At 35.7% G+C, this 23,489-nt stretch carries 18 protein-coding genes; 4 read left to right on the forward strand and 14 right to left on the reverse strand.

Annotated elements, in window-relative coordinates; genetic code table 11:
* Positions 1–143 precede the first annotated feature (143 nt).
* Genes addA through EZV73_RS16650 form a run of 4 tightly spaced genes read right to left on the reverse strand, consistent with a single transcriptional unit; the run spans position 144 to position 8,960 of the window.
* The gene (addA, locus tag EZV73_RS16635; RefSeq protein ID WP_240841533.1) at positions 144–3,623 is read right to left on the reverse strand and encodes a helicase-exonuclease AddAB subunit AddA; all 3,480 of its coding nucleotides are present in this window, start codon (positions 3,621–3,623) and stop codon (positions 144–146) included.
* Positions 3,604–6,939, reverse strand: a complete 3,336-nt coding sequence (gene addB / locus EZV73_RS16640) for a helicase-exonuclease AddAB subunit AddB (protein WP_240841534.1) — start codon at positions 6,937–6,939, stop codon at positions 3,604–3,606. The genes addA and addB overlap by 20 nt, the downstream gene beginning before the upstream one ends.
* Before the next feature lie 58 nt (positions 6,940–6,997).
* The gene (locus tag EZV73_RS16645; RefSeq protein WP_240841535.1) at positions 6,998–7,954 is read right to left on the reverse strand and encodes an OmpA family protein; all 957 of its coding nucleotides are present in this window, start codon (positions 7,952–7,954) and stop codon (positions 6,998–7,000) included.
* 7 nt (positions 7,955–7,961) lie between these two features.
* Entirely contained in the window at positions 7,962–8,960 is a 999-nt protein-coding gene (locus tag EZV73_RS16650; RefSeq protein WP_240841536.1) for a MotA/TolQ/ExbB proton channel family protein, read from the reverse strand.
* 184 nt (positions 8,961–9,144) lie between these two features.
* On the opposite strand from EZV73_RS16650, the gene EZV73_RS16655 reads away from it, so the two are divergent.
* Positions 9,145–9,345, forward strand: a complete 201-nt coding sequence (locus tag EZV73_RS16655) for a hypothetical protein (RefSeq protein ID WP_240841537.1) — start codon at positions 9,145–9,147, stop codon at positions 9,343–9,345.
* A gap of 36 nt (positions 9,346–9,381) precedes the next feature.
* On the opposite strand, the gene EZV73_RS16660 is transcribed toward EZV73_RS16655, so the two are convergent.
* The 10 genes from EZV73_RS16660 to EZV73_RS16705 all read right to left on the reverse strand — a co-directional run bounded on the left by EZV73_RS16660 (position 9,382) and on the right by EZV73_RS16705 (position 20,394).
* Positions 9,382–10,020 carry a tetratricopeptide repeat protein gene (locus EZV73_RS16660; RefSeq protein ID WP_240841538.1) on the reverse strand — a complete coding sequence of 213 codons (639 nt, stop codon included), beginning with the start codon at positions 10,018–10,020 and terminating at the stop codon, positions 9,382–9,384.
* A gap of 69 nt (positions 10,021–10,089) precedes the next feature.
* The gene (locus EZV73_RS16665; protein WP_240841539.1) at positions 10,090–11,175 is read right to left on the reverse strand and encodes an ABC transporter ATP-binding protein; all 1,086 of its coding nucleotides are present in this window, start codon (positions 11,173–11,175) and stop codon (positions 10,090–10,092) included.
* 9 nt (positions 11,176–11,184) lie between these two features.
* Positions 11,185–12,078, reverse strand: a complete 894-nt coding sequence (locus EZV73_RS16670) for a sugar ABC transporter permease (RefSeq protein WP_240841540.1) — start codon at positions 12,076–12,078, stop codon at positions 11,185–11,187.
* Positions 12,078–14,192: a carbohydrate ABC transporter permease gene (locus tag EZV73_RS16675; protein ID WP_240841541.1), complete on the reverse strand. Its 2,115-nt coding sequence runs from the start codon at positions 14,190–14,192 to the stop codon at positions 12,078–12,080. The genes EZV73_RS16670 and EZV73_RS16675 overlap by 1 nt, the downstream gene beginning before the upstream one ends.
* Positions 14,193–14,206: 14 nt before the next feature.
* Positions 14,207–14,650, reverse strand: coding sequence for a hypothetical protein (locus EZV73_RS16680; RefSeq protein ID WP_240841542.1), 444 nt, complete (start codon positions 14,648–14,650; stop codon positions 14,207–14,209).
* Between the two features lie 65 nt (positions 14,651–14,715).
* Entirely contained in the window at positions 14,716–16,083 is a 1,368-nt protein-coding gene (locus EZV73_RS16685) for a hypothetical protein (protein WP_240841543.1), read from the reverse strand.
* Positions 16,084–16,707: 624 nt separating this feature from the next.
* Complete coding sequence (locus tag EZV73_RS16690; RefSeq protein WP_240841544.1) at positions 16,708–17,406, reverse strand: FAD-dependent oxidoreductase; 699 nt, start codon at positions 17,404–17,406, stop codon at positions 16,708–16,710.
* Position 17,407: 1 nt separating this feature from the next.
* Positions 17,408–17,833, reverse strand: a complete 426-nt coding sequence (locus tag EZV73_RS16695) for a MarR family winged helix-turn-helix transcriptional regulator (protein ID WP_240841545.1) — start codon at positions 17,831–17,833, stop codon at positions 17,408–17,410.
* Between the two features lie 106 nt (positions 17,834–17,939).
* Positions 17,940–19,613 carry an ABC transporter substrate-binding protein gene (locus tag EZV73_RS16700; protein WP_240841546.1) on the reverse strand — a complete coding sequence of 558 codons (1,674 nt, stop codon included), beginning with the start codon at positions 19,611–19,613 and terminating at the stop codon, positions 17,940–17,942.
* A 172-nt stretch (positions 19,614–19,785) separates the two neighbouring features.
* Positions 19,786–20,394: a lactate utilization protein gene (locus EZV73_RS16705; RefSeq protein ID WP_240841547.1), complete on the reverse strand. Its 609-nt coding sequence runs from the start codon at positions 20,392–20,394 to the stop codon at positions 19,786–19,788.
* Between the two features lie 112 nt (positions 20,395–20,506).
* On the opposite strand from EZV73_RS16705, the gene EZV73_RS16710 reads away from it, so the two are divergent.
* The 3 genes from EZV73_RS16710 (at position 20,507) to EZV73_RS16720 (ending at position 23,343) form a co-directional block, all read left to right on the forward strand.
* The gene (locus EZV73_RS16710) at positions 20,507–21,622 is read left to right on the forward strand and encodes an aldo/keto reductase (protein ID WP_240841548.1); all 1,116 of its coding nucleotides are present in this window, start codon (positions 20,507–20,509) and stop codon (positions 21,620–21,622) included.
* Positions 21,623–21,735: 113 nt separating this feature from the next.
* A complete protein-coding gene (locus EZV73_RS16715) occupies positions 21,736–22,872 on the forward strand; it encodes an aldo/keto reductase (RefSeq protein WP_240841549.1) in 1,137 nt (378 codons plus the stop codon).
* Positions 22,873–23,343, forward strand: a complete 471-nt coding sequence (locus EZV73_RS16720; RefSeq protein ID WP_240841550.1) for an ankyrin repeat domain-containing protein — start codon at positions 22,873–22,875, stop codon at positions 23,341–23,343.
* Positions 23,344–23,489: the final 146 nt, after the last annotated feature.

The following is a 23,489-nucleotide window of genomic DNA, read 5'->3' on the forward strand; positions in this document are numbered from 1 at the left end:
TGATTTCTCGCATAAAATATTAATAGGGGGGATTGAAGTTAAAAATCATCTATTTACTATGATATCTCTCTTCTTGAATACATCATAACACCCCTATGTGTACTTCGTATGTCCATCCTATTACAAAACCGTTAATATAGAGACTATTCGACTGGAATCGCCTTGTTTTTGAAGAAAGAATAAATATAAGTTTCTTTTACCCTTTTTCCTGTTATGGCTTCTATGGCTTCTTTATATAAGTCAAGCTGAGTTTTATACCTTTCTACCAGTATGTCACCATCACCATAAAGATAATCTGTTTTATAGTCAAGAAGGACTATTTCACCTTGATCTTCAAAGTAACAATCAATAATACCCTGTATCAAAATATCATCATCACCTGTAATCTCAAGCTTTTTCTTCAATACAAATGGCTTTTCCTTAAAAACTTGATTAGATGCTATGTACCTTTTACCTAGATCTGAATTAAAGAATTCTACAAACCGTTCTGTTCTTATATACTTGATATCCTCGGCATCGATTACCTTACTTTCTACCATCCTATCTATTTGCCCCTGAATATTAGGATTCTTTCTATCCAGCTTTTGCATAATAAAGTGGGTTAAGGTACCAATTTCTGCAGCAGACTTAGGTGTTTCTTCAAGTAAAAATTTAGGTGTCGTATTTAAAGGTTCTACCTTGATACCACCTTTTTCTAATTGCTTTAACTCTGTTACTGAAAACTTAGACGGCAACTCATGTACTTGATAAGGGTATTCAAAATTAAAAGCCGATTCGAGAACTTGTTCATAGTCCTTATCCTCATAAGGTGATAAGTCTGATAATATATGACTGAGGGCCTGGTGCTTATCAGATGCTTCTATAAACAAATCATCTCTTTTTATCAAGTGAATACTAAAGTTTGCATCATGACTCTTTAGACCTAAATAAGACTTTTCAGCAATAGCCCAAATGCTTTTACTAACCGGATGTTTGGATAATATCATCATCATCCAATCCAAGTAATTTTGACCATTCATCAGATTAAATATACTGTCACCTCTTGTCCACTTCTTCGCATGACTTTCGAGATCCTTTGCCGTTCCATACATAATAAGCTTGTCAACGGCTCTTGTAAGAGCTACGTATAAGACCCTCATCTCTTCAGCAAGACTTTCCATACGGATCTGCCTTTTTATCAGCTTCTTTGGTAAAGTATCAAAAGCCACACGGTGGACAGCATCAATGTATTTAGGGCCTATACCAAGTTTTTTATGAAGAAGCACTTCTTGATAAGCATCTCTTAGGTTAAACTTTTTACCACAGCCTGCAAGTATAACGACTGGAAACTCCAGACCTTTCGACTTGTGTATAGACATGATCCTAACCACATTTTCACTTTCACCAATGATTTTGGCAGTTCCCATATCAGCGCTGTTCTTATGCATTTTATCAACTGTTTGTATAAACTGATAAAGACTCACATGACTGGAATCCATCTGTTCAGCCCTATCAACTAAAAGTCGTAGATTGCCTTGTCTGGCCTTGCCGCCAGGCATAGCACCAACATATTGATAGTACCCTGTATCAATCATAATCTTCCAGATGATTTCATCTAGCTTCATATACTTAGCCTTAGATTGATAATCCTCTATGGTCGATTTCATATCATCGATTTTCGCTTTTATTTCATCATCTTCTTCGTAGTCAAACAAGGCAGAGTAATAAAAACCATCCGGTTTCGAGATTCTTATCTTTATAAGCTCTTCTGTCGTAAAATCAAAAATCGGCGACCTTAAAACCGTTAGTAAAGGCATATCCTGATAAGGATTGTCCATGAGTCTTAAAAAATCAACAAACATCTTTATCTCTATTGCATCAAAATAACCGCCTTGGAAATCAGCAAATAAGGGAATGCCCTCTTTCATGAAAACATCATTGAATACGGGCGCCCATGAAGAGACTGCACGCATCAGTATGACAATGTCACTATACTTTATATCAAAATACTCGTTTTTCTTTCTGTTATAACTTTGTTTTCCTATTAAATCTTTGATCTGACGAGAGATGGCTTTGGCCTCTACCTCTGCAGCAGATAGTTCTTCTAATAAAGGATCACCACTGTATTTGCCTTCTATAATCCTAAATTCTACACTAGCATCTTCAATATCACCAAAATCTATACCGGTATAGAGCTTGGCATCATCATCATAAACCATTTCACCAAAGGATTCTGACATCAATGACTCAAACAAGAAGTTAATGCCTTCTAAAACATCTTTACGACTTCTGAAGTTTTTCTTTAAGTCAATACGTCTATCTAGAGCATCACTTTCTTTTGAATAAGCATGGTACTTTTCTAAAAATAGGGATGGGTCTGCTAGTCTAAACTTGTAAATGGACTGCTTTACATCACCTACCAAAAAGACATTGTCCTCTCTTTTTATCTTCTTAATTAGGGTTTCCTGAACAAGGTTTGAATCTTGATATTCATCGAGGAATATATGAGAGAATTTCTTTCTATAATAGTCACTGACTTGGTCATTGTCTAAGGCCTTTAAAGCCAGGTGTTCTAAGTCATTAAAGTCCACATAGTTTTTCTCTGACTTCTCTAACATAAAGCGATCACTGTAACTTTCAACCAAAGAACAAAGCGTTTCCATAAAAGGCTTTACCAGCTTAATATCCTCTATATACTCACTTACTGACTTGTATTTAAATAAATCGCCTATTTGGTCTAAGATATCTTTATACTGCTTTCTCAAAGATTTGACTTCGTCTATTAAATGAGGATCAATTTCTTCTTTTCTGTCCTTTTTGATAGACTTTAATCTCATATGAGAAATAGAACGCACGCTATCAACAAATGAGTCTAAATCATTTAGTCCTTCCTTTAACATGAGTACATGAGAAATATCACTTTGAATCATCTCATCGTATTCTAAAGGACCATCAGGTTCAGATGTTAAGGTAGCAGCGGACTCTAAGATTTCCAAAGAGGCATCTAAGTCAAAACTAATATTTACCCTTAAGATATCTAAATAAAGATCAGGCTCATCTAGCTTATCAACCGTTTCTTTTAACCATTTTATAGGTTCAGGCTGAGACTGGATAAACTGATAGGTAGAATGAATCAAACTTGCTACTTTCTTATCCTGACGGTTTTCACTGTAAGCTTCTACAAAGTTAATAAAGTCTTCTGATGCTTCCTCATATGCATCTTCTAAAATCATATCCATAACATCACTAGCCATAATACCAAGTTCTACGGTATCACCTACTTTAAAACCAGGGTCTACATCTATAAAATGAGCATTGTTTCTAACAACACCAATACAAAATGAATGTAGGGTCATGATACTGGCTCTTTGAATCTTGTTAACTTGTTCTCTTAAAAAAGGACTGTCCGAGCTTTCCATGGCCTCATAAAGAGCAGATACAATTCTTTCTCTCATTTCACTGGCTGCTGCATTTGTAAATGTTACAATAAGCATCTGGTCTATAGAAGCGCCAGACTTTATGATTAACTGTATAATTCTTTCAACCAACACAGCTGTTTTACCAGAACCGGCTGCTGCTGATACCAAGAGATTAGAGCCTCTTGAGATAATTGCTTCATTTTGATCATGCGTCCAACTTGGCATCATCTCCTCCTTTTTTTATACATTCTAAAACTTCATCATCTTTCATATTAGACAGATTTTTATACCTATTGCCAAAACCTTGATCAAACTGACACACATTCTTATAATCACATGACATACAACCTGTCATGGTCCCAAGTTTAATAGGTTCTATAAGTGTACGGCCACCTGTTATTTCATCACCAATATCTTTAACAATGCTTTTCACATGGTCAATAAGCATGTAAAATTCTTCAGCTTTAGCAACCTTAGAACGACTAGAAATAGAGTCATCCTTCTTTAACTCAAAAGGTATAACACTTGATTTTCTTTTATCTATGACTTGATTGTCCATGGCCTTGGCAATATTAATGTTTTCTACCAAGAGACCATCCATCTTTAATGATTTTAGAATTTCCTCCTCAGTCATATCTCCTTTTAGGATTTCAGATTCTAAGATAGGATCATCAATCTTAAAATAGAAAACACCTGCTGGATAGAGTTCATCCACTTTAAAATACTGGCTGTTCTCTAATATAGCATCTAGATAAACCATCAATTGAAGCTGCAGGCCTTGATAAACTTCTGATAAAGAAAACTTCTTGCTTCCAGATTTATAGTCAATGATTTTAATGTAATTCTTGCCGTTTTCTTCATACATATCCACACGGTCAATCTGTCCTTCTAACATCATACGATCGCCACTAGAAAGCTCTATAATAATCGGTGGTACCGTGTTATAACCTGACGCAGAAAAACCAACTTCATGTGCATATGGTAAGAAGTCACCCTGCTTAACCTGGGTAACCAAAGTCCAAACTGCACGTTTACCCACACGTTTAAGCTTCTTAATCATATATTTGATCCTTGAAGAGGATGAAAAAATATCATATTTGAAATTCACTACCAACTCATCAACAATCTCATCCATAAGCTCATAGGTTCTTGCCTTGTCAATGGTCATCCAATCTTCTTTATAAGTCTTCATTTTACCATCAAACTTTTCTAAAGACTTATGGAATAAAGAACCAATATCCGGCAAGTCTATTTCATATTCCTTTCTCTGTTTTGGTCTAAGGCCATAATGAATAAAGTGAGAAAATGGACATCTCGAATAACGCTCTAACCTTGAAACACTTGATAAGAGCGGTAACTTATAAAGTTCTTTTGCATGGCTTTTATCAATGGATTCCACTTGATTATCATAAAAGAGGGCATCTGGAAGTTTATCAACTTTAGCCTTCCATTCATCTTGCTTTTCATACCAATACAAGGCAGAAAACCATTTTTCATCTATATCATAATCATCTGCATAAATTCTAAGCTGTTCAGTCAAAGACTTATAGTGATTGCTTTTGTTATATACTTGGTCTGGCTCTTTTATATCAAGTACATGGCTAATTGGCTTTAAATGATCAAATATGCGCTCTAGCTTATCTACATATATGGATGGCCTTAAGGCTTTGCCCTCTACATCCGATAAAGAAAAAGAAAATCTTATAAAGTCACTTGCCTTTAAGAGAGCCGTATAAGTTGAAAACATGTCCCGGCTTAAAATACTATCCGCATCCGTTTCTAAATCAATACCAGCATCTTTTAAATGAAGTTTTTCATCATCTAAAAGTAGGCCTTCATCAGAATATTTTTTAGGCAACATACCATCATTTAAACCGACAACATAAATGCCTTTAACACCTTTAGCCTTAGAACGTTCAACACTGTTTATAACAACCTGATCAATACTCGGTGGTATCAAGCCTAAGGTAACCTCAGTAAATCCAGCTTCTAAGATTCTAATATAATCCTTGATGGTCTTTATATCGTCGCCTTCAAGTTCGATAAGCTGGTCAAAAATTTCTACGACCACATTCCAAACCTGGGCACTTTCTTGAACCTTTGAGAAGGCTTGTTCTTCCTTTAGATAGTCTATCCACTTTTCCGTTTTTTCAGGTATATTTGAATCCATCAAGTACTTATAAAGAACCTTGGTCATGTCAGATATCGGCGCCTTTTTAGGCATAGACTCTAGTAAAGAAAACAAGGGTTCTACGACCTTTTTTCTGGTCTCGTCTAAATCTTCATCTTCAATTGGATCCAACCACTTCTTGCCCCTTAGTCCATGAGACACAATATAATTTTCAAAGTGATAGACTGCTTCACTCTCAATATCGCAAAAGCCTGACTTCATAAGTCGTAAAACATCTTCCTTCTTAAAGCCAGAGTTAACGGCTCTTAAAGAAGATAATATAAATCTGATGATAGGATGATTCATAATTGATACCTTATCATCAATAAAATATGGAATCTTATATTCGCCAAAAATCCTTTTTACAATAGATGTATAACCTTCTAGATGTCCCGTCACAACCGATAAATCCTTGTATCTGTAACCAGACCTGATCTTATCTATGATGTCTCTACAAACACCTTCTATTTCATCATACATGTTGTTGTTCATATGTAAGCTGACATGGTCATTTTCCTCTTTATAGACTTCATAAGGAAAAGAGAAAAAGTTAGACTTCAGATGATAAAGTTCTTTATTCACAGGACTATCCTCAATCAGATGTTTGTGTTCTTTAATACCATGAATATCAGCGATTTTTCTTATCTTTTTAAAGGTCCTATTTACGGGTGCATAAACATCAGAATCTGCCATAGACAGTGAAAAAACAGACCCCTTAGCCAACTTCATCATTTCAGTCATCAATTGGTATTCTTGATTAGAAAAAGAGTCAAAGCCATCAAAATAAACCACTGTTTCCTCAAGGATACCAGAAGCCTTCAAACGGTCAATTACAGCTAGAAGTTTATCTTCCTCATCAAAGTATTCTCCTGACATAAAATCATTGTAATAATCCAAGATAGTGGCAACATCAAAGAGTTTTCGATCGATTAAGGTTTGGGTACCCGCATCCTCTAGTCTTTTTCTAAGCACGTTTCCATCTATACCTACATGTTTCATTTCACTTAAAAGTGTGGTGAGTTTTTCTATAAAACCAGTCTTTTTAGATACCTGAGAATAAACCAAGAGCTCATCTGCATGTTTGTCAAGAATGGACCTTAAAACCATGGCCTTTCCCAGTTTGTTAATCTCGGTTTCCTTTAAAGAACCCGTCTCACTGATGACATGGGTACAAAACCTGTTAAAGCTCATCACTTCTACGTCAATGATCCCCTTCGATTCTAAATCTCTAATCAATTCAATTTCAGCTTGTAATGTGTATTGTTCAGGGACGATCATCACTTGTTTTGTAGATGACAGTCTTTCTTTTATCATCTTATGAATGTATTTACTTTTGCCACTATTGGATGGACCAATTACATATAATATCATATTTACACCTCTTTATAAGTATAACAAAAAAAGCCCATTAAATGGGCTAATTCTTATACTAAAAATCTTCTAATGATTCTTCTAAGTATGTGTTGATAACATTTTGAATTTGAGCATCTTTAAGGATTACTGCAATCTCAATACGTCTGTTCTTTGCATAAGCTTCTTCTGAAGTGCCATTATCAATTGGTCTAAACTCAGAATAAGCACTGGCTGCAAAATACTGACCAAAGTCATCTGCTAAATCGGTGTTAGAAGCCATTAAGTAGTTGACAACCGTATAGGCTCTTTCTGCAGATAACTCTCTGTTGTAAGACTCAGACGATCTTTCATCTGTATGACCTTGAATACTGATTGCATCAATATTTTCCCTAATCGAAGGGTCACTTAATACATTTTCAAAGGCAATGGCCATCTTATCTAGTAAGGCCTTACCACTTGACTTGATATCAGATGAATCTGTGTCGAACACCAAAGACTCATTGATGATGATATTACCATTGTCACCAATAGTAACAAGGGCTTCACCCGATGAACTGGTTTCACCCAACTCATCTTCAATAGACTTTTTAACCTTATCAAGCACATCCACTCTTAAAAGGGCAATACCTTCTAGTTTTGCTCTTAAAGAAGCCAGTTCTTCATTACTTTGCTCGATGATATTCTTTTGATCTTCAATGGCTTCTTGGGCCAATTTCAAATCTTCCTGACCTGCTTCAAGCTCTACTTGTAAAGCCTTTAAAGCCAGTGTGTTGCTCTCAATTTCTAGTTTACTCATTGAGAGATTTTCTTCTGTTTCAGCTAATGATTCCATCTTTTCGTTTAAAACAAGTTCTGTATTAGCAAGTTGTTCTTCTAAAGCACTCAGTGTTCTCATGGTCACGATTTTTTCCATGTAGAAAACCAGTACCAGGAAAAACAAGATTAGAACAACCGTTGAAATCATGTCGGTAAATGCTGGCCAGAAATTTTCCTCTTCTTCGTGGTGTCTTACCCTACGTCTACGCAGCTTCATAATTCACCTACCCGTCTTTTCTAGATAATTTTTCAAGTGTTTGATTTAAGTCATCCACCTTCTTATGTCCAGCTTTCATATCAGCTATGTTCTTATCCATTTCATCATTTAAATCATCAAAAGTCACGCTTAGTCTTTGGATGTTGGTTCTTAAATGATGATTAAACTCTGTGAAGTCTCTGATGTTTTCAGAGAACTGGTTTAATGAGTGATCAAATCTAACCACTGAACCCTTAATAGATTCTGCTGTTAACACCATATCACCAGTCGCTTCAGCAAGTTGTGTTGTCACTTCTGTTGTGATGTTTCTTAAATTATGAGCAAGTGTGTCATTAAACTTGTCAAAGCTAAGTGATAAGGCAGTATTACCATCTTCATCCACTGCGCCAAGACCATTCTTAGAAGTCATTAAGTTGTTATCTAAGAACTCTTCCATATGCGTGATAAATGCTTCTTTTTGATCGTTTAAACCAAATAAAATGTTCATGATATTGGCAAGAATAGATGTACCGATACCAAACATCGATGTAATAAAGGCAACTGACATACCTGTGATTGAGTTGATCAAACCACCTGTAATAACGTCAACACCTGTAATCGACTGACTGTCTGATAACATATCAACCAATTCACCAATTGATAAAATCAAACCATAGAATGTACCTAATAGACCAAGAATGATCATCATAGATACAGCTTTTTTAACAAATCTCTCGCCTAATAGCACATTCTTTAAATGTACATTAATATTTTTATCTACAATTGCAACCGTGTTGATCTCATCAACATTGTTATTAAGTGCAACATTAAAATCATCAATAATATCATTGATTATTCTAAACTTAAATAATCTGTTCTTTCTATTTTCCTTGTCAGAAATATCTCTGATCAAACCACCATAAGTTCGTCTGATCATCACTGAAAATATCAGTGTACATAAAAACAAAGCAACAATAATTATGATAATCGAGAGTGCAATGCTGTTTAAACCTTGTAATGCTTCCATGTATACCTCCTTCTAGTCCTATGTTCTAAGTTTATTGTATAGATTTGTAAGCGCTCTTACAATAGGAACTTCCATTTGTAAGAATAAATTAACCTTCCATTAATATTTGAAACATTACAGAAAAATAAGAATGTTTTTGTTTTAACAAACTTTTGTCGGGTAAATTATACATGGGAGGTGTACCATGAAAACTAAGTGCGGATATCCAATTCCTACTAATTTGAGAGTTTTCAAGACCCACTACGACTACTACTATGGTATTGGGAAACTCTCACAGAAAGAATGTATCGATCGTTCTCTTTTGGTCTCGGGTGTAACCTTCGTAGACCAAGTCGAGTTCAATGACTATGTTAAAGAAAATCAGCTAGATACCATTCTTAGATAAAATTTAAAGCACTGCAGTCGCAGTGCTTCTTTTCGTTTATTCATCTGAATGCGTATGTCTATACTCTAATAATAACTCTAAAAGCTGTTCTAGCTCAGTGGAAGAAACCTTATCAAGCTCAGCTTGTAAAAACTCTATGGACTCATCTACTAGGCCAAGTTTATAATTACAAAATGCAATGTATCTAACAACATCCACATTGATTGGATTGTTATTGTATAAGTTGTAAAAGTACTCTAAAGCCTTTTCGTATTCTTCTTTTTCAGAATAATAGATACCCATGCCATATAGGGCGTAAAAATACTCGTCATCAATTTCTAATGCTTTTTCATATGCCATCTTGGCTTCTTCTATATTACCTAAATCAAAATAAGCATTACCAAGATTGGAATACTCTATTTCACTTTCCTCACCGAGATTGACAGCCTTCTGTGCTGCTTCTAAAGCCAATTGATACTCTCCAATAGCATCGTAACACAGTGAAATATTGTTCCATGACGTGTCATCTTCCGGATCAAGTTCTACAGCTTTATTAAGCAAGTTGAGCGCTTCGGTATAGTTGCCCATACGCACATATTTAAGAGCTTCACGGTTATGTGTATCTACTTTCGATTCACATGCAATTAACATACTTGCAAGAACCATACAAATAAAAATAACTAATACTTTTTTCATAGAAACCTCCGACATCAGTATAACATGATTTTCCATTAAACAAAATAAGAAAAGGCTTTCGCCTTTTCCTTAATTGATACGCTCTTCAGTTTCTGAATCAAAGAAATGAATTGCACCAATGTCGAATCCAAATCCATGTTTCTCACCAGGTGAATAATCATAGTGACCCGGTGTAGAAATAACAAGTTCCTTGTCATTTTCAAGTCTAGCATAAAGAATCTTCTCTTTACCTAACATTTCAACAACATCAATTGTGGCTTCAAATGTATCACCAAACTTACCGCCTGACTCAAATCTTTCAGGTCTAATACCTAAAGAAACTTTCTTACCTTCAAAAGGCTTTAGTAAAAGTTCATCTTCAGGAGTTGGCTTAACTGTAATCAGTTCATCATCTGAGATAAAGATACCTTTTTTCATTGTACCTTCAATGATATTCATAGTTGGCGAACCGATAAACTTGGCTACAAAGATATTTGCAGGTTTGTTATAAAACTCATCCGGCTTACCAGCTTGCTGAATCTTACCAGCATTCATCAGTACAATCTTAGTTGCCATTGTCATGGCTTCAGTTTGGTCATGAGTTACATATATAGAAGTTGTACCAAGCTTTTGATGAAGTCTTACCAGTTCAACTCTCATGTGCTCACGAAGTTTTGCATCAAGGTTTGATAAAGGCTCATCCATTAAAAATACGCTTGGCTTTCTAACCATGGCACGGCCTAAGGCAACACGCTGACGCTGACCACCTGAAATATCTGATGGCTTTGAATGTAAATAATCTGTGATTTGTAATACTTCAGCAGCTTCCATTACACGGTCATGAATGATCTTTTTTCTTTCTTTTCTCATTGATAATGAGAATGCCATGTTATCATATACAGTCATATGAGGATATAAAGCATACGATTGGAATACCATTGCTATATCTCTATCTTTTGATGCAACCTTGTTAACTCTTCTGTCATTGAATAATAAGTCACCTTCTGTTATAGAGTTAAGACCAGCAATCATTCTAAGAAGTGTTGTTTTACCACAGCCAGATGGGCCTAGTATAACACAGAAATCTTTTTCTTCTATCTCTAAGTTAATGTCGCGTAAAGTGAACTCTTCACGACCTTCATATTTTTTACCAATATTTTTTAATACTACGTTCATGACGTCCTCCTATCCCTTAACAGATCCTTTTGATAAACCAGATACTAATTGCTTTTGTAACGCTATAAATAGAATTACAATCGGTATTGCTGTTAACAAACCACCCGCTGCAAATGCAGGTTGATTCAGTGTTCTAAAGTCTGAGATTAGAGTCTGAAGACCAGCCGCTAATGTGTAAGACTCAGGATTTGTTAACAAGACTTTTGGTAATAAGAAATCCATAAACGGACCAATGAATGACCATAAGGCAATTATTGCAAGCATTGGTTTTGCAATAGGCATAATGATCAATCTGTAAACTTTCATTGATGAACAACCATCTATTCTAGCGGCATCATCCAGTTCAGTAGATATAGAATCTAAGTAACCTTTTAAGATGAACGTATTACCTGCTATACCACCAGCTGAGTAAATAAGAATCAACATCATCTGTCTTGTAAAAGCTGGTGAGATACTAGCAATGATTGAATGCATGGTATAGTAAGCAGTAATACCAGCAAAAGTTGGAATGGTTTGAATCAACATGATTGCCATTAACGATGCCTTACGACCTTTAAATCTGTATCTAGAGTAGGCAAACCCTGTAAAAGATACAAAGATCAAAGTTAAAACAGCCGTTGAAGTGGCAATAAATATTGTATTAACAACCCATTTTAAATACAGTGTTTCTGCGAATAAATACTCAAAGTGCTTCCATGAAAATGAAAACTGATTGTTGAGCATCAAATACTGTCCCTGCTCACCATTGAAACACGAAATCACCATTTGAGTAAGTGGGTATAATATAGCTATTGACCATAAAATCAGTACCCCATAAGAGATGAATAGACCTACGATCCCCATTGTTGTAAGAGGCTGTTTGTCAGAAAGATATAAGTCTGATTTTTTCTTGAATAATTTCATTATAACTTTTCCTCCTTAAACGCCTTAGAGTTCTTAAATCCGATAAATGCAAACAACATCAGACCGATAGAAATCACAATTGTAATAGCAGCACCAATGGCTTGATAGTCATTCTCCATTGTTAACTTATATATATAAGAAATCAATAGATCTGTAGAGCCTGCTAAGTTACCATATTTCGTTGGATTAAAGGGTCCACCACCATTAAATAAGTAAATGATAGAGAAGTTGTTAAAGTTAAATGTATACTGACCTACTAATAAAGGTGCAGTTTGGAAGAGTACAATCGGTAATGTGATTCTTCTCAACTTTTGCCATGCAGTTGCACCATCTATTTGTGCAGCTTCATATAAGTCAGCTGGAATCGCCTGCAGTACTCCTGTTGATAGCAAGAAGACATAGGCACTTCCCAGCCAACCTTGAAGTCCTATCAATGTTACCCTTGACCAGAATGGATCATTTTTTACAACCAGCCACTCATCAACACCTATGAGGTTTAAAGAATGAAGCAAGGTGTTCAAGTGAGTTGTTAAAATACCATTTTGTGAGAACATGATAGAGAAAAACATGATTGTGATAAATGCTGGTACAGCCCAAGGTAAAATAAATACTGAACGCCATAATGGTTTTAAATAAACACGTTCGTTATTCACAATTAGGGCTAACATAAATCCTATTGTAATTGCAAGTGTTGTTGCTACCAATGTCCATGTAAGTGTCCAACCAAGTATTTGCCAGAATGGACCACCTGCAACCCCTTCACCTAAAGCAATCATCCTATAGTTGTCAATGCCAATCCATTGGAACTTGTTCTGATGATCAGGATCTAGGTTTGTAAATGATAATAGTATGGCTGTTGTTATAGGAACCAGTACAATAAATACAACCGCTACTAAAGCTGGCATAGATACCATGTAGGGGAAGCCCTCTTCAGTTACATTGGCCCAAGTTTCAAACCAGTTACGTTGTCTTGTACCCTTAATTCTTTTCTTTTCAATCGACAGTACATCTTTAAATGATATGACCACAATTGCCACAACAAACATGACCAAGAATAGGGCCATGATACCTTCAATCATGAAGATCAGTGAACGGTCAATTTTTCTGCCGCCTTCTGCAAGTGTTACTAAACCAGCAATACCTTGTCCTTGGTAGTTACCAAAACCTAAAGCATAAGGAATTGCTGCAAAATACATAAATGCAGACAAGACAAAGAAGAACAATGACTTAATGTACTGCTTATTTAACAGCTGACCAACACCTGGAAGCATCCATGTAAAGTATGCATGAATAGGTGTTTTCTTGTTAAGTTCTACAGGTGTTTTTCTTCTATAGTCAGAAATATTTGAATGCATAACATTCAGATCTCTCTTTAAACCTTTTGACAATTGATACTTAATATTGCCAATCAGCTCTTTGTTGGATTTCTTTGGTGAATCATAAGACTTAACCGTTAAAGCCTCGTCCATCTTTTTCTTAAGCTCACCTTTTTCGTTGTTTAAGGCCTTTTTAGAAATCAAGCCCTTGTTTCTTTTTTCAACCAGCGCCTTACAACCTTCATCATAAAGTCTCTGCTGGTCTGCTTTAAAATCATTAAATTCTTGTTTGGCTTTTGCTTCGTCAGAATCTTTAATCTTCTTACCATCAGCAAGTGCTTCTTTTAATCGATTTTCATTTTGTATCATGGTTTCAACAATTTCTGCTAGTTGATCTACCATTATACGTGCTTCTTCATATTTTAGTTCTGCATCGTAATCAAGCGAAACATAATTCTTGTAAAACGCCAAAGCTTCTTTACTTCTAAGTAAATCTACTTGAAGTTTTAGCACTTTTCTAGAATATTTTCCATTTACACGCTTCTTATAAGAAGTTACCTTTTCTCTTAAAGAAGCCTTAAAAGCTTTTTCCTCTGTATGATAATCATTCAGTTTCTTAATATATGGATGATTCTTCTTACCAGCTTTTAAAGTTTTTAGTGTTTCTTTAAGACTCTCAGCGTTTCCAGATCCTTCTTGAATTTTTTCCTCAAGGATTGCGACTTCTTTTAAGTAGAGATTTTTTCTTTCGTACTCGTTGCCAATCTCATCGTATAAGTACACATTGTATCTAGCCAAAATACGCCCCCTTTCTATAAACCTTTATTCTTGTTGATAACACCGATTAAGGATAATACCGTAACAATTAGTATTATGAACAATATATTGTTGATGTAATAAAATAACGATCCTAATTGAAATGCTATGAGGTTGTATGCCAAACCGCCTCCAAGTAGCACAGTCCACATAAAAACAAATAGCTTATTAACTCTTATTTTTGTATAAGCAAAATAAGTATGGATACCCAGCGCCATTGGCACTATAACCCTTTGAAAGAAATAGGATAAGGAACCTGTTACATAAATGTTGTAACCTGCTTCTCTGCTTAAATCAGACTGTCCTTGATACCATAAATCAAACAAGGTTATATCTTTAACTCTCATCATCGTTTCTATAGACATAGAAAGAATCATAACACTTAAAGATATCAAGATAATATACATATGTTTTTTTGGTAGTTTTGTACCCGAATGCATGTTTTCACCTCCATAGCGTCAAAGAAGAGAGGTTCCCCTCTCTTCTAAACACTATATCACTTCATTTAGAAGTTACCCATCATTGCCTTGAATGCAGCTTGAACTTCAGCGTATGCTTCTTCTACAGTAGCTGGCTTAACAGCTGACCATGAAAGAACTGAATTTTCCCAAGTGCCCCATACATTACCCCACTCTGAGAATAAAGGTCTAGCTGGTGCAGCATTGTATGATTCAATAACAGCAGCAACAACTCTTTTATCTGTGTCAGATAAGTCTGAGTTTGCATAAGTCTCTGCATCTACATTTTCTAAGATCTTACCAGTAGCCTTAAAGAAGTCTACTGCATAATCAGTATTAACAATTTCTTCGATCATAGCTTCAGCTAATTTCATTTGATCGTCCATACCTTCAACTCTAGCGTTTACAGCTAAGCCCCAGCCACCTTGCCAGTGAGCAAGAGGAGAACCTGCGATTGTTACTTGGTTGATTGGTAAGATAGCTAAGTCAGCACCATCGTTTGACTTATCAACGAAACCTTGAGTACCCCATGGACCGTCAATTCTCATTGAGTTAGTACCGCCTGATGCGAATACTGAATCCATGTAACCCCAAGTAGCTTCTTTATCCCACATATCTGTACCAGCTTCATCATGAGCTTTCCAGAAGTTGAATAATGCTTTGAATACTTCTTGCTTTTCTTGTGGAAGATCAGCAAAATCAGTTGTTAAATCAGTAAATAATGTACCATCTTCCTTCATGCCTAACATCTCGATGCCACCAGCGTTAGCCATTGCAACACCAAACCAAGTGTTATGAGCAGGAATTAACATATCTTCATAGTTTAATTCGTTGAACTCGATAGTTTGTGATAAATCTACACCATTTGCTTCTGCGTTAGCAGCGTTAGCAAAAATGATTAATGTTTCAATATTCATTGGGAATGCTAAGTAGTCACCGTTTACATTAAAGTTACCACCTAAACCGTTATCGTAGTCTTCAAAACCACCAACAACATTTGCAATACCTTTAGCGTCTAATGAAGCTAAGAATTCATTTTGAGCAAAACCATAGATTCTATCTGCTGGAATAGCAAATACATCTGCAACGTCTGGGTTTGTAACATCTGTACTATCTAATACGTTGATGTGATCAAATGATCCAGTTTCAATAAAGTTGATTGTTGCTTTTGGATTAGCTTCTAATACTCTAGCTTTAGCAGCTTCATAATACTCTAACCATCCTGATTCTACTTGAACAGAAATAGTTGCTTCTAAACCAGTTGCCTCTTCTACCTCAGTAGTAGTTTCTGTTGTTTCTTCATTAGTAGCTGTATTTGTACCAGCATCATTGTTTGTGTTAGCGTTGTTACCACCACAAGCAACCATTGAGAAAGCAAGTACTAATACAAGAAGTAAACTTACGACTCTTTTCATTGTAATTCCTCCTACAGTCATATTTTAATTTTTTCCACCCTATAATGCATACGTTTGCATAAAAACCACGAACCTCTCGTGTTATGGCTAATTCTATGATAATATATGTTGCTATTTTAAGCAAGAGCGAATATGTGTTTTTTTCTTTGTTTTCTGATAGCTAATAAACAGCGGAAGCTGAAAGCCTTGAAAACACTTGCTTGTTATGTGAGTTGAATTATGAAAATGTTTTCACCCATTTTTTGTAATAAGACCTCATATATAGCAAATAGTATAAAATCATCATATAAATCAATGCAATCGATTGCTCAATGTTAACGCTAACATAAGTTGAATCCTTTGCATTAACTTAATACTGTCATGCCAGCTCGGTGCATTTTTTTCATCCACTTAATACCCGTTTTTTAATGTATCACTCAAAAATTGCATAAAAAAAGAAAGCATTTATCATATGCTTCATATTTTGTTGCACAAACCAGCATAGGAATCATTTCTCTATCTTTCTCAGATCATTATAAGTATAGGCTTTCGCAATCAACTTCTAAACATGACATAGTATCAAGCTTTAGTTCTACAATCCAATACGAAAAATAAAACCCAGTCCATATTTGGACCGAGCATTATTTAATAGCCAAAGAAAGGATCGTTGATGATACGGTTCTTCTTTACCCCTTCTTTTGTTAGAGCATCTTTAATGGATTTAATAACCTGCATACTTCCTGAAATATAGTAATAGGCCTCGTTACCGTAGAGCTTAGCCAAACGTTTATACTCATCAGAAGTTGCATCTCTTGATGTCGTCTTAATGAGTTCCATAGATTGATTCTTCGCCACAATTTCTTCGAGCTCACCACTAAACAAATAGTCTTTTCTAGATGAATAAACTGTATGAAGTGGTCTAGATTCATCGTTCTCAAGTGATTTCATGATGGCCCTTATTGGTGTGATACCAACCCCGCTTGCGATCATAACCATAGGGGCCTTGTTGTCCATCACCTTAAACCAACCAAAAGGTCCTCTTACCTGTACACGTTCACCTTTTTTCATATGAATTAGAGTATCCTTAAAGCTGCTGATTTTTTCTCCAGTACGCATGCCTAAAGTAATCACACCTTCATGGTTACTAGAGGCAATACTAAAGGCTCTCCATTTCTTACCTGTCACCTTGTGGTCTGGTAGTGAGAATATGGCATGTTCACCTGATGTCCAAGATAAACCTTGAGCTTTTAACTTAATCACATAATAATCTCCAAATGGATTATCCACCGATTCAATATATGCATAAGTCTTCTTAAATATACCTTTAAAATCTGTTATTTTCATATTATTTCTCCTCTATTGTTTTACCAAAGTATTTGATCTGATTGATAAACATGATTTTTTCTTCATCTGTAAAGTCTTCTAATAGCCCATCTAGATAAGCCATATGCGTTTTATGCACTTGATCAAATATCCTTTGACCCTCATCCGTCATTTCTATCCATGTTATACGTTTATCTTCAGCATCAACAACTTTTCTTACCCAGTTTTGCTTGATTAACTTGTTGATCATATGTGTAATTGAACCACTTGTTATAAAAGCTACTTCACCCAACTTCTGTGTTTTTGCCCTACCGACATCATTCAAATGTGCCAACATTGGATAAGCGCTTATGGGCATATCCAGTGATTCCAAATTCTTGCTTAACCTATCCAAAAATACTCGACTCAGTTTTCCCAGTACAATCATTAACTTTAGATTTAAATCCATCACTGCCTCCATCTATCTTAAATAATATTATCTTGATGTTAAGATAATATTATCATGATTTTATCTTGATGTCAAGATATTATATTAAAATTAAAGCAGCTCAAGGCTACTTTAAATGTTTCAGCTTTATATGAGATATCTCTTTTAAGATATTTTCAGTTGAAGAGTAGTTATAAACCCTAGGATTATTTACTACAAAAATACTTGATCTCGATAAGAATATAAAAGGTAGAGTATCATTGGCAATCATGCCCCACTCTTTCATCAAAGCGTCACGCTCATCAAGATTATCGGTTTGATCAAGTTGATCAAAGATGTTCTCTGCTTCTTCATTATAATATTGAGTAGCGTTTGAAGAAGAATCTATGCCAAACTTCGCTCTAGGATTTTCATACATATCAAAGCTGGTGTAAAAACTACAGATGTCATAATCATTATCAAAGTATACTCTTTTTACAATAGCAGAATGAAAATCAGATTTTAAGTTAACTAGGATACCAACTTCCTTTAATTCCTCAATCGCTCCTTCTATTGCCTGCCTATTACTGATGTCAGATGGATTGTTTAAATACAGCCATTCTACTATAAAGTCTCTACCGTCTTTATCTAAAACACCATCACCATTAGAATCTTGCCAGCCAGCTTCTTTCAAAAGTTCTTTTGCATGTTCCACATCTTTTTCATAGGTGTTGAGATCTTCAGGATAAGCACTGGATTCTGGCCAAACGCTTGTGTGAACTCTCTGTCCAAAACCATCTGTTTGAGTATCAACAAAAGCATCGAGATCAATGGCATAAGCAAGAGCCTTTCTGACTCTTACATCATTAAATATCTCATTCGATTGATTTAAGGCCATATAGTCATAACTTATATTAGGCAGTTTCATATACTCTACCAAATCTTGCCCCATCAACATGTCATCTGTGTCCACATTGATTGGAAGATAAGTAAAATCCACCGCGCCCTGCGTAATGATCAAATCAGAGGTATCATAAGGCATTTTATGAATGACGACACCGTCAATATAGGGTTTATCACCATAATAATCATCAAAACGTTTCAGCCTAATATGCTGGTGTTCTACATAGTCTTCTAACATAAAAGGTCCCGTTCCTACAGGATCGCTTAACATCATTTCAAACTCGATGAAATTGTCATAAGCATAGTGTCTGCTGCTTAAAATAGGTAAAGTAAAGTCTACTATTCTTTCAGAACCCACTGAATCAAATGTCATGACCACAGTTTTCTCATCTATTTTTTTTAGTCCAAGAGCATGTTCATCCCCAGCTTGATAGGCCTTTAGGCCTACCATATCTGAAACGACTGCTATATAAGGTCCCTTATAGTCCTTATTAGCAAGCACCTTATATGTAAAAATAACATCATCTGCTGTGACTTGGTCTCCGTTGTGAAATTTCACATCATGCAGCCTAAAAGTAAATGTCTTTTGATCTTCAGATACCTCAACTGAAGCCAAATCATCAACAACTTTCCCATAATCTAATGTAATCAATCCATTGAATAGAAACCTTCTTGGGTCCATGCTTGAGCTGGAATCATTTAGAAGAGGATTCATTCTTTCATCAACTTGATAAGCACCTAGTGTTAAATAATTGCCTCTTTCTATACCAGGCATCTCCTCTATTAAACTTGCAACCTGCTCACCTGATATGGCTTCTTCACCAGTATCATCTACAAAAACTTGATCTTGAAACTCCTCTTGACATCCCATTAAAAAAATCACTAAAGATAAGCCTATAATTAATACATACTTTTTCATTAACTTCCCCCCATATTCCTATTGTTAGATGAATCTCTAAATATGTCAAATGACCTATTTTCAAGGAATACATTGCAATCACTGAATTTTCTGAATATTATTTCTAATTTGATAGACTTTCATTAAGAAAAGTTAAGATATTAAAGCCCTATAATAAGAAAAAGTAGCATAGCTACTTATCAATAAGAATAATTTTTATTCGACCTTTTGGATGAGACTTCTCTGTAATCAACCACTGGTTGCATATTCTGGTTGGACTCCCACAGTCCTCACACTTGCCGCTGACCTTACAAGGCGTTTTGATATCATCATGTCTTCTAGCATTTCTAGGTGCTACTATGTTTCGTATATAGTCCATAGCAGTTTCGAGGTCGGTACATATTTTTTCTGTCTTAACAAATAAAACAACATGTTTTGGTCCAAAATTGATGCCACCAATACGGTTACCGATCATATCTAGATTAACCAGTTGGCCTTTTTCTGTAATAGCATTAGAACCTGTTATAAACAAATCCACTGTTAAAGCAAGGCGCATCCTTCTTATTTTTTCTCTAAAGATTATACCCTTTTCAAAAGTATCTATATAATCCGTAGCATGTTCATTCAACCATGATCGCAGATCTGTTTCAAAAAAAGTTTCAGAATCTCCATAAGAAACACTTGAAGGTTTTAAGCGATCAAAAATTTCCATAAAGCAAAGTCTTGCTTCTTTGATGTCTTTTACAGGATAAACCTCAAAATTATTTAATTCCAGATTTTGAATAACTTGACTTATCTCCATACATGTCCTCCTAGTCTTATACTATCACAAAAATGAAGGCTCGTCTTAGCAATAATGTTCAATTTTTCTTAAGTCAATTCTGATATTCTGAAGAGGGAAGAAAGGAGTAAGTATGCAATATATTAAACTGCCTAGAGACGGCAGACAAGTTTCACGTTTTGGTGTTGGTGTTCTAAGAATGCCTAAAGTAGATGGAAAGATTGATCCCACGCAGGCAAAACCCATTATCAGATATGCCATAGATCATGGCGTTAACTTTTTTGACACAGCCTACATGTACGAAGGTAGCGAAGTTGCTCTTGGACATGCTTTAGAGGATGGTTACAGAGACAAAGTCATATTGTCAACTAAACTTCCAATCTATGCAGTAAAAAGCAAGGATGACCTTAAGCGTTACTTTGATGAAGAACTGAAAAGGCTGAGAACAGACTATTTAGATTATTATTTGCTACATGGTCTCAATGTAGATTCTTGGGCAACAACACTGAAATACGATGTTCTTGATTTTCTTACAGACTTAAAAGAAAAAGGTCTTGTAAAGCATGTTGGTTTTTCTGTACATGAATCTTTCGACTTTTTTAAAGAAGTTGTTGATGCCTATGACTGGGACCTGGTAATGGTTCAGTATAATTATTATGATAAGTTTAACCAAGTGGGTCAAAAAGGCGTTCAATATGCCCACTCAAAAGGCATTGCTGTAGCGACCATGGAGTCTTTACACGGTGGCATGCTGGCAAATGATGTCCCAAAAGACGTTGAGGATGCCTTTGCTGACTGGAAGACAGACGTCTCCAATGCAGAAAAATCATTCATGTGGCTTTATAATCAGGAGGAAGTATCCATTATACTTTCTGGTGTATCTAACCTAGACCAGCTTAAAGACAATCTTAGGATCTTTGATAACGCTCAGTCAAATTGCCTGTCTGATGAAGAAAATGCATTGTTTGACGACGCTAGAAAGGCTTGGTACAAGAATGTCCACGTCGAATGTACTGGCTGTGGTTACTGTATGCCATGCCCTGTAGGTGTTGATATACCAACTATTTTTCAGCATTACAACCTTCTGATAAACACAAAAGAACAAAAATGGGTCTATGATACCATGGTGGTTGCCTCTGGTAAAGATCCTTCTAAGTGTATAGCATGTGGCAAATGTGAAAAACACTGTCCTCAATCAATTAAAATTATAGATGAGCTAAAAAATGCTGATAAAGTTTTAAGGGGCTAATCTTAAGAATATGCTATTTCTCCTCAATAATGTTCTATTAGTTAAATATCATTAAGCGTATAATCTACTATGTTTATTAAGACTTTTAAAACTGATAACATAAGGAGATGACAATGGAAAAAAGAAGATTTGGTAAAACAGAAAAAATGCTTTCACCACTTGGCTTTGGCTGTATGAGACTACCTGTAGTAGATGGTGTCTATGCCAATATAGATGAAAGAGAGGCCATCAAACAGATCAGGTATGCCATTGATAAAGGCGTCAACTACATTGATACTGCCTATCCCTACCACGAAGGTAAGAGCGAAGCTTTGGTAGGTAAAGCCTTAAAAGATGGTTACAGAGAGAAAGTGTATTTAGCTACTAAGTTACCATCATGGTTGATTCAGACCAGAGATGATATGGACAAGTATTTAAACGAACAGTTAGAAAGACTCCAAACAGATACCATAGATTTTTACTTGATACATGCCCTCAATAAGAAGTATTGGGCAAACTATATGGCATTGGGTCTCTTTGACTTTATTGATAAGGCTAAAGCAGACGGTAGAATCAAACATATTGGCTTCTCATTCCACGATGAACTCGATCTTTTTAAAGAGATTGTTGACGCTTACGATTGGGAATTCTGTCTTATTCAATACAACTTTATGGATGAAGATTATCAAGCCGGCAAAGAAGGCCTTCAGTATGCACATGCAAAAGACTTAGGACTTGCTATTATGGAACCATTAAGAGGTGGTAACCTTGTTAATAATATCCCTGATGATGTTATGAAGATTTGGAACAGCTCGAAAATCAAACGTTCTCCAGCTCAGTGGGCCCTATCTTTTCTGTGGAATCAACCTGAAGTAGGTCTTGTCCTTAGCGGTATGAACGATTATGATCATATTGATGAGAACCTTCAAGAAGCATCAAGAGTTAAGCCCAATACTTTATCTGATGAAGAAAATAAGATCCTTGATCAAGTAAAGAATATTTATAAGACCAGAACGCGTGTTAATTGTACAGGTTGCAAGTACTGTATGCCATGTCCTCTTGGTGTAGATATACCAAATGCATTCCTGTTTTACAACAATGCATCCATGTATCAAGATACAGCTGCCGCTAAGAGTCAATACAATATCTTTGTCAGCGAGGAAAATAGAGCGTCTGTTTGTGTAGATTGTGGCAAATGCGAAAAAGTCTGTCCGCAAAATCTTGAAATCAGAAACTTACTGAAGGACGTTTCAAGTGAATTAGAGGTATAAATGAAAAAAACACTTTTATTACTTCTAGCCCTTGTCTTATTAACCGCTTGTTCTAAAAGTATAGATGATGAAAAGACTGCAGATCGTATAGAGCACGATGAACTCGCCATCCATAAGGCCTCTTATACAGGTGATATAGACCTTGTAAAAGAGCTTCTAGAAAGTCCACAGGATGTAGATGTAAGGGATTCATTTGGCGGTACTGCCTTACATGCGGCCATGTTTCAAGACAATATGGAAATTGTATCACTTTTAATAGAAAATGGTTATGATGTCAATGCACAAGGATCATCAAATGGTTTTACACCACTTCACGATGCGGTTTGGGCTGGAAATATTGAAGCTGCCAAGCTACTTCTTGAGTCTGGTGCTGATTTAAGTATTAAAAACAAGGATGGACAAACACCTCTCGACAAGGCCAAAGATGCTAATGACTCAATTTATGACCTGTTTACAAAAGATGATAATTAGAAGCTCACAGATGTGAGTATATTTGATATAGGCAAATGCTTCGACCCTCAGCTCTTTTAATGAATCATTTTGCCTAAAGGCACAATCAAGCGATTGTGCCTTTTATTTAGAACTCAGCTCATCGAGTGCTTCGTTGCTTATAAAAA

It is taken from the genome of Acidaminobacter sp. JC074, assembly GCF_022496765.1.
Taxonomy (GTDB): Bacteria; Bacillota; Clostridia; order Peptostreptococcales; family Acidaminobacteraceae; genus JABXKX01.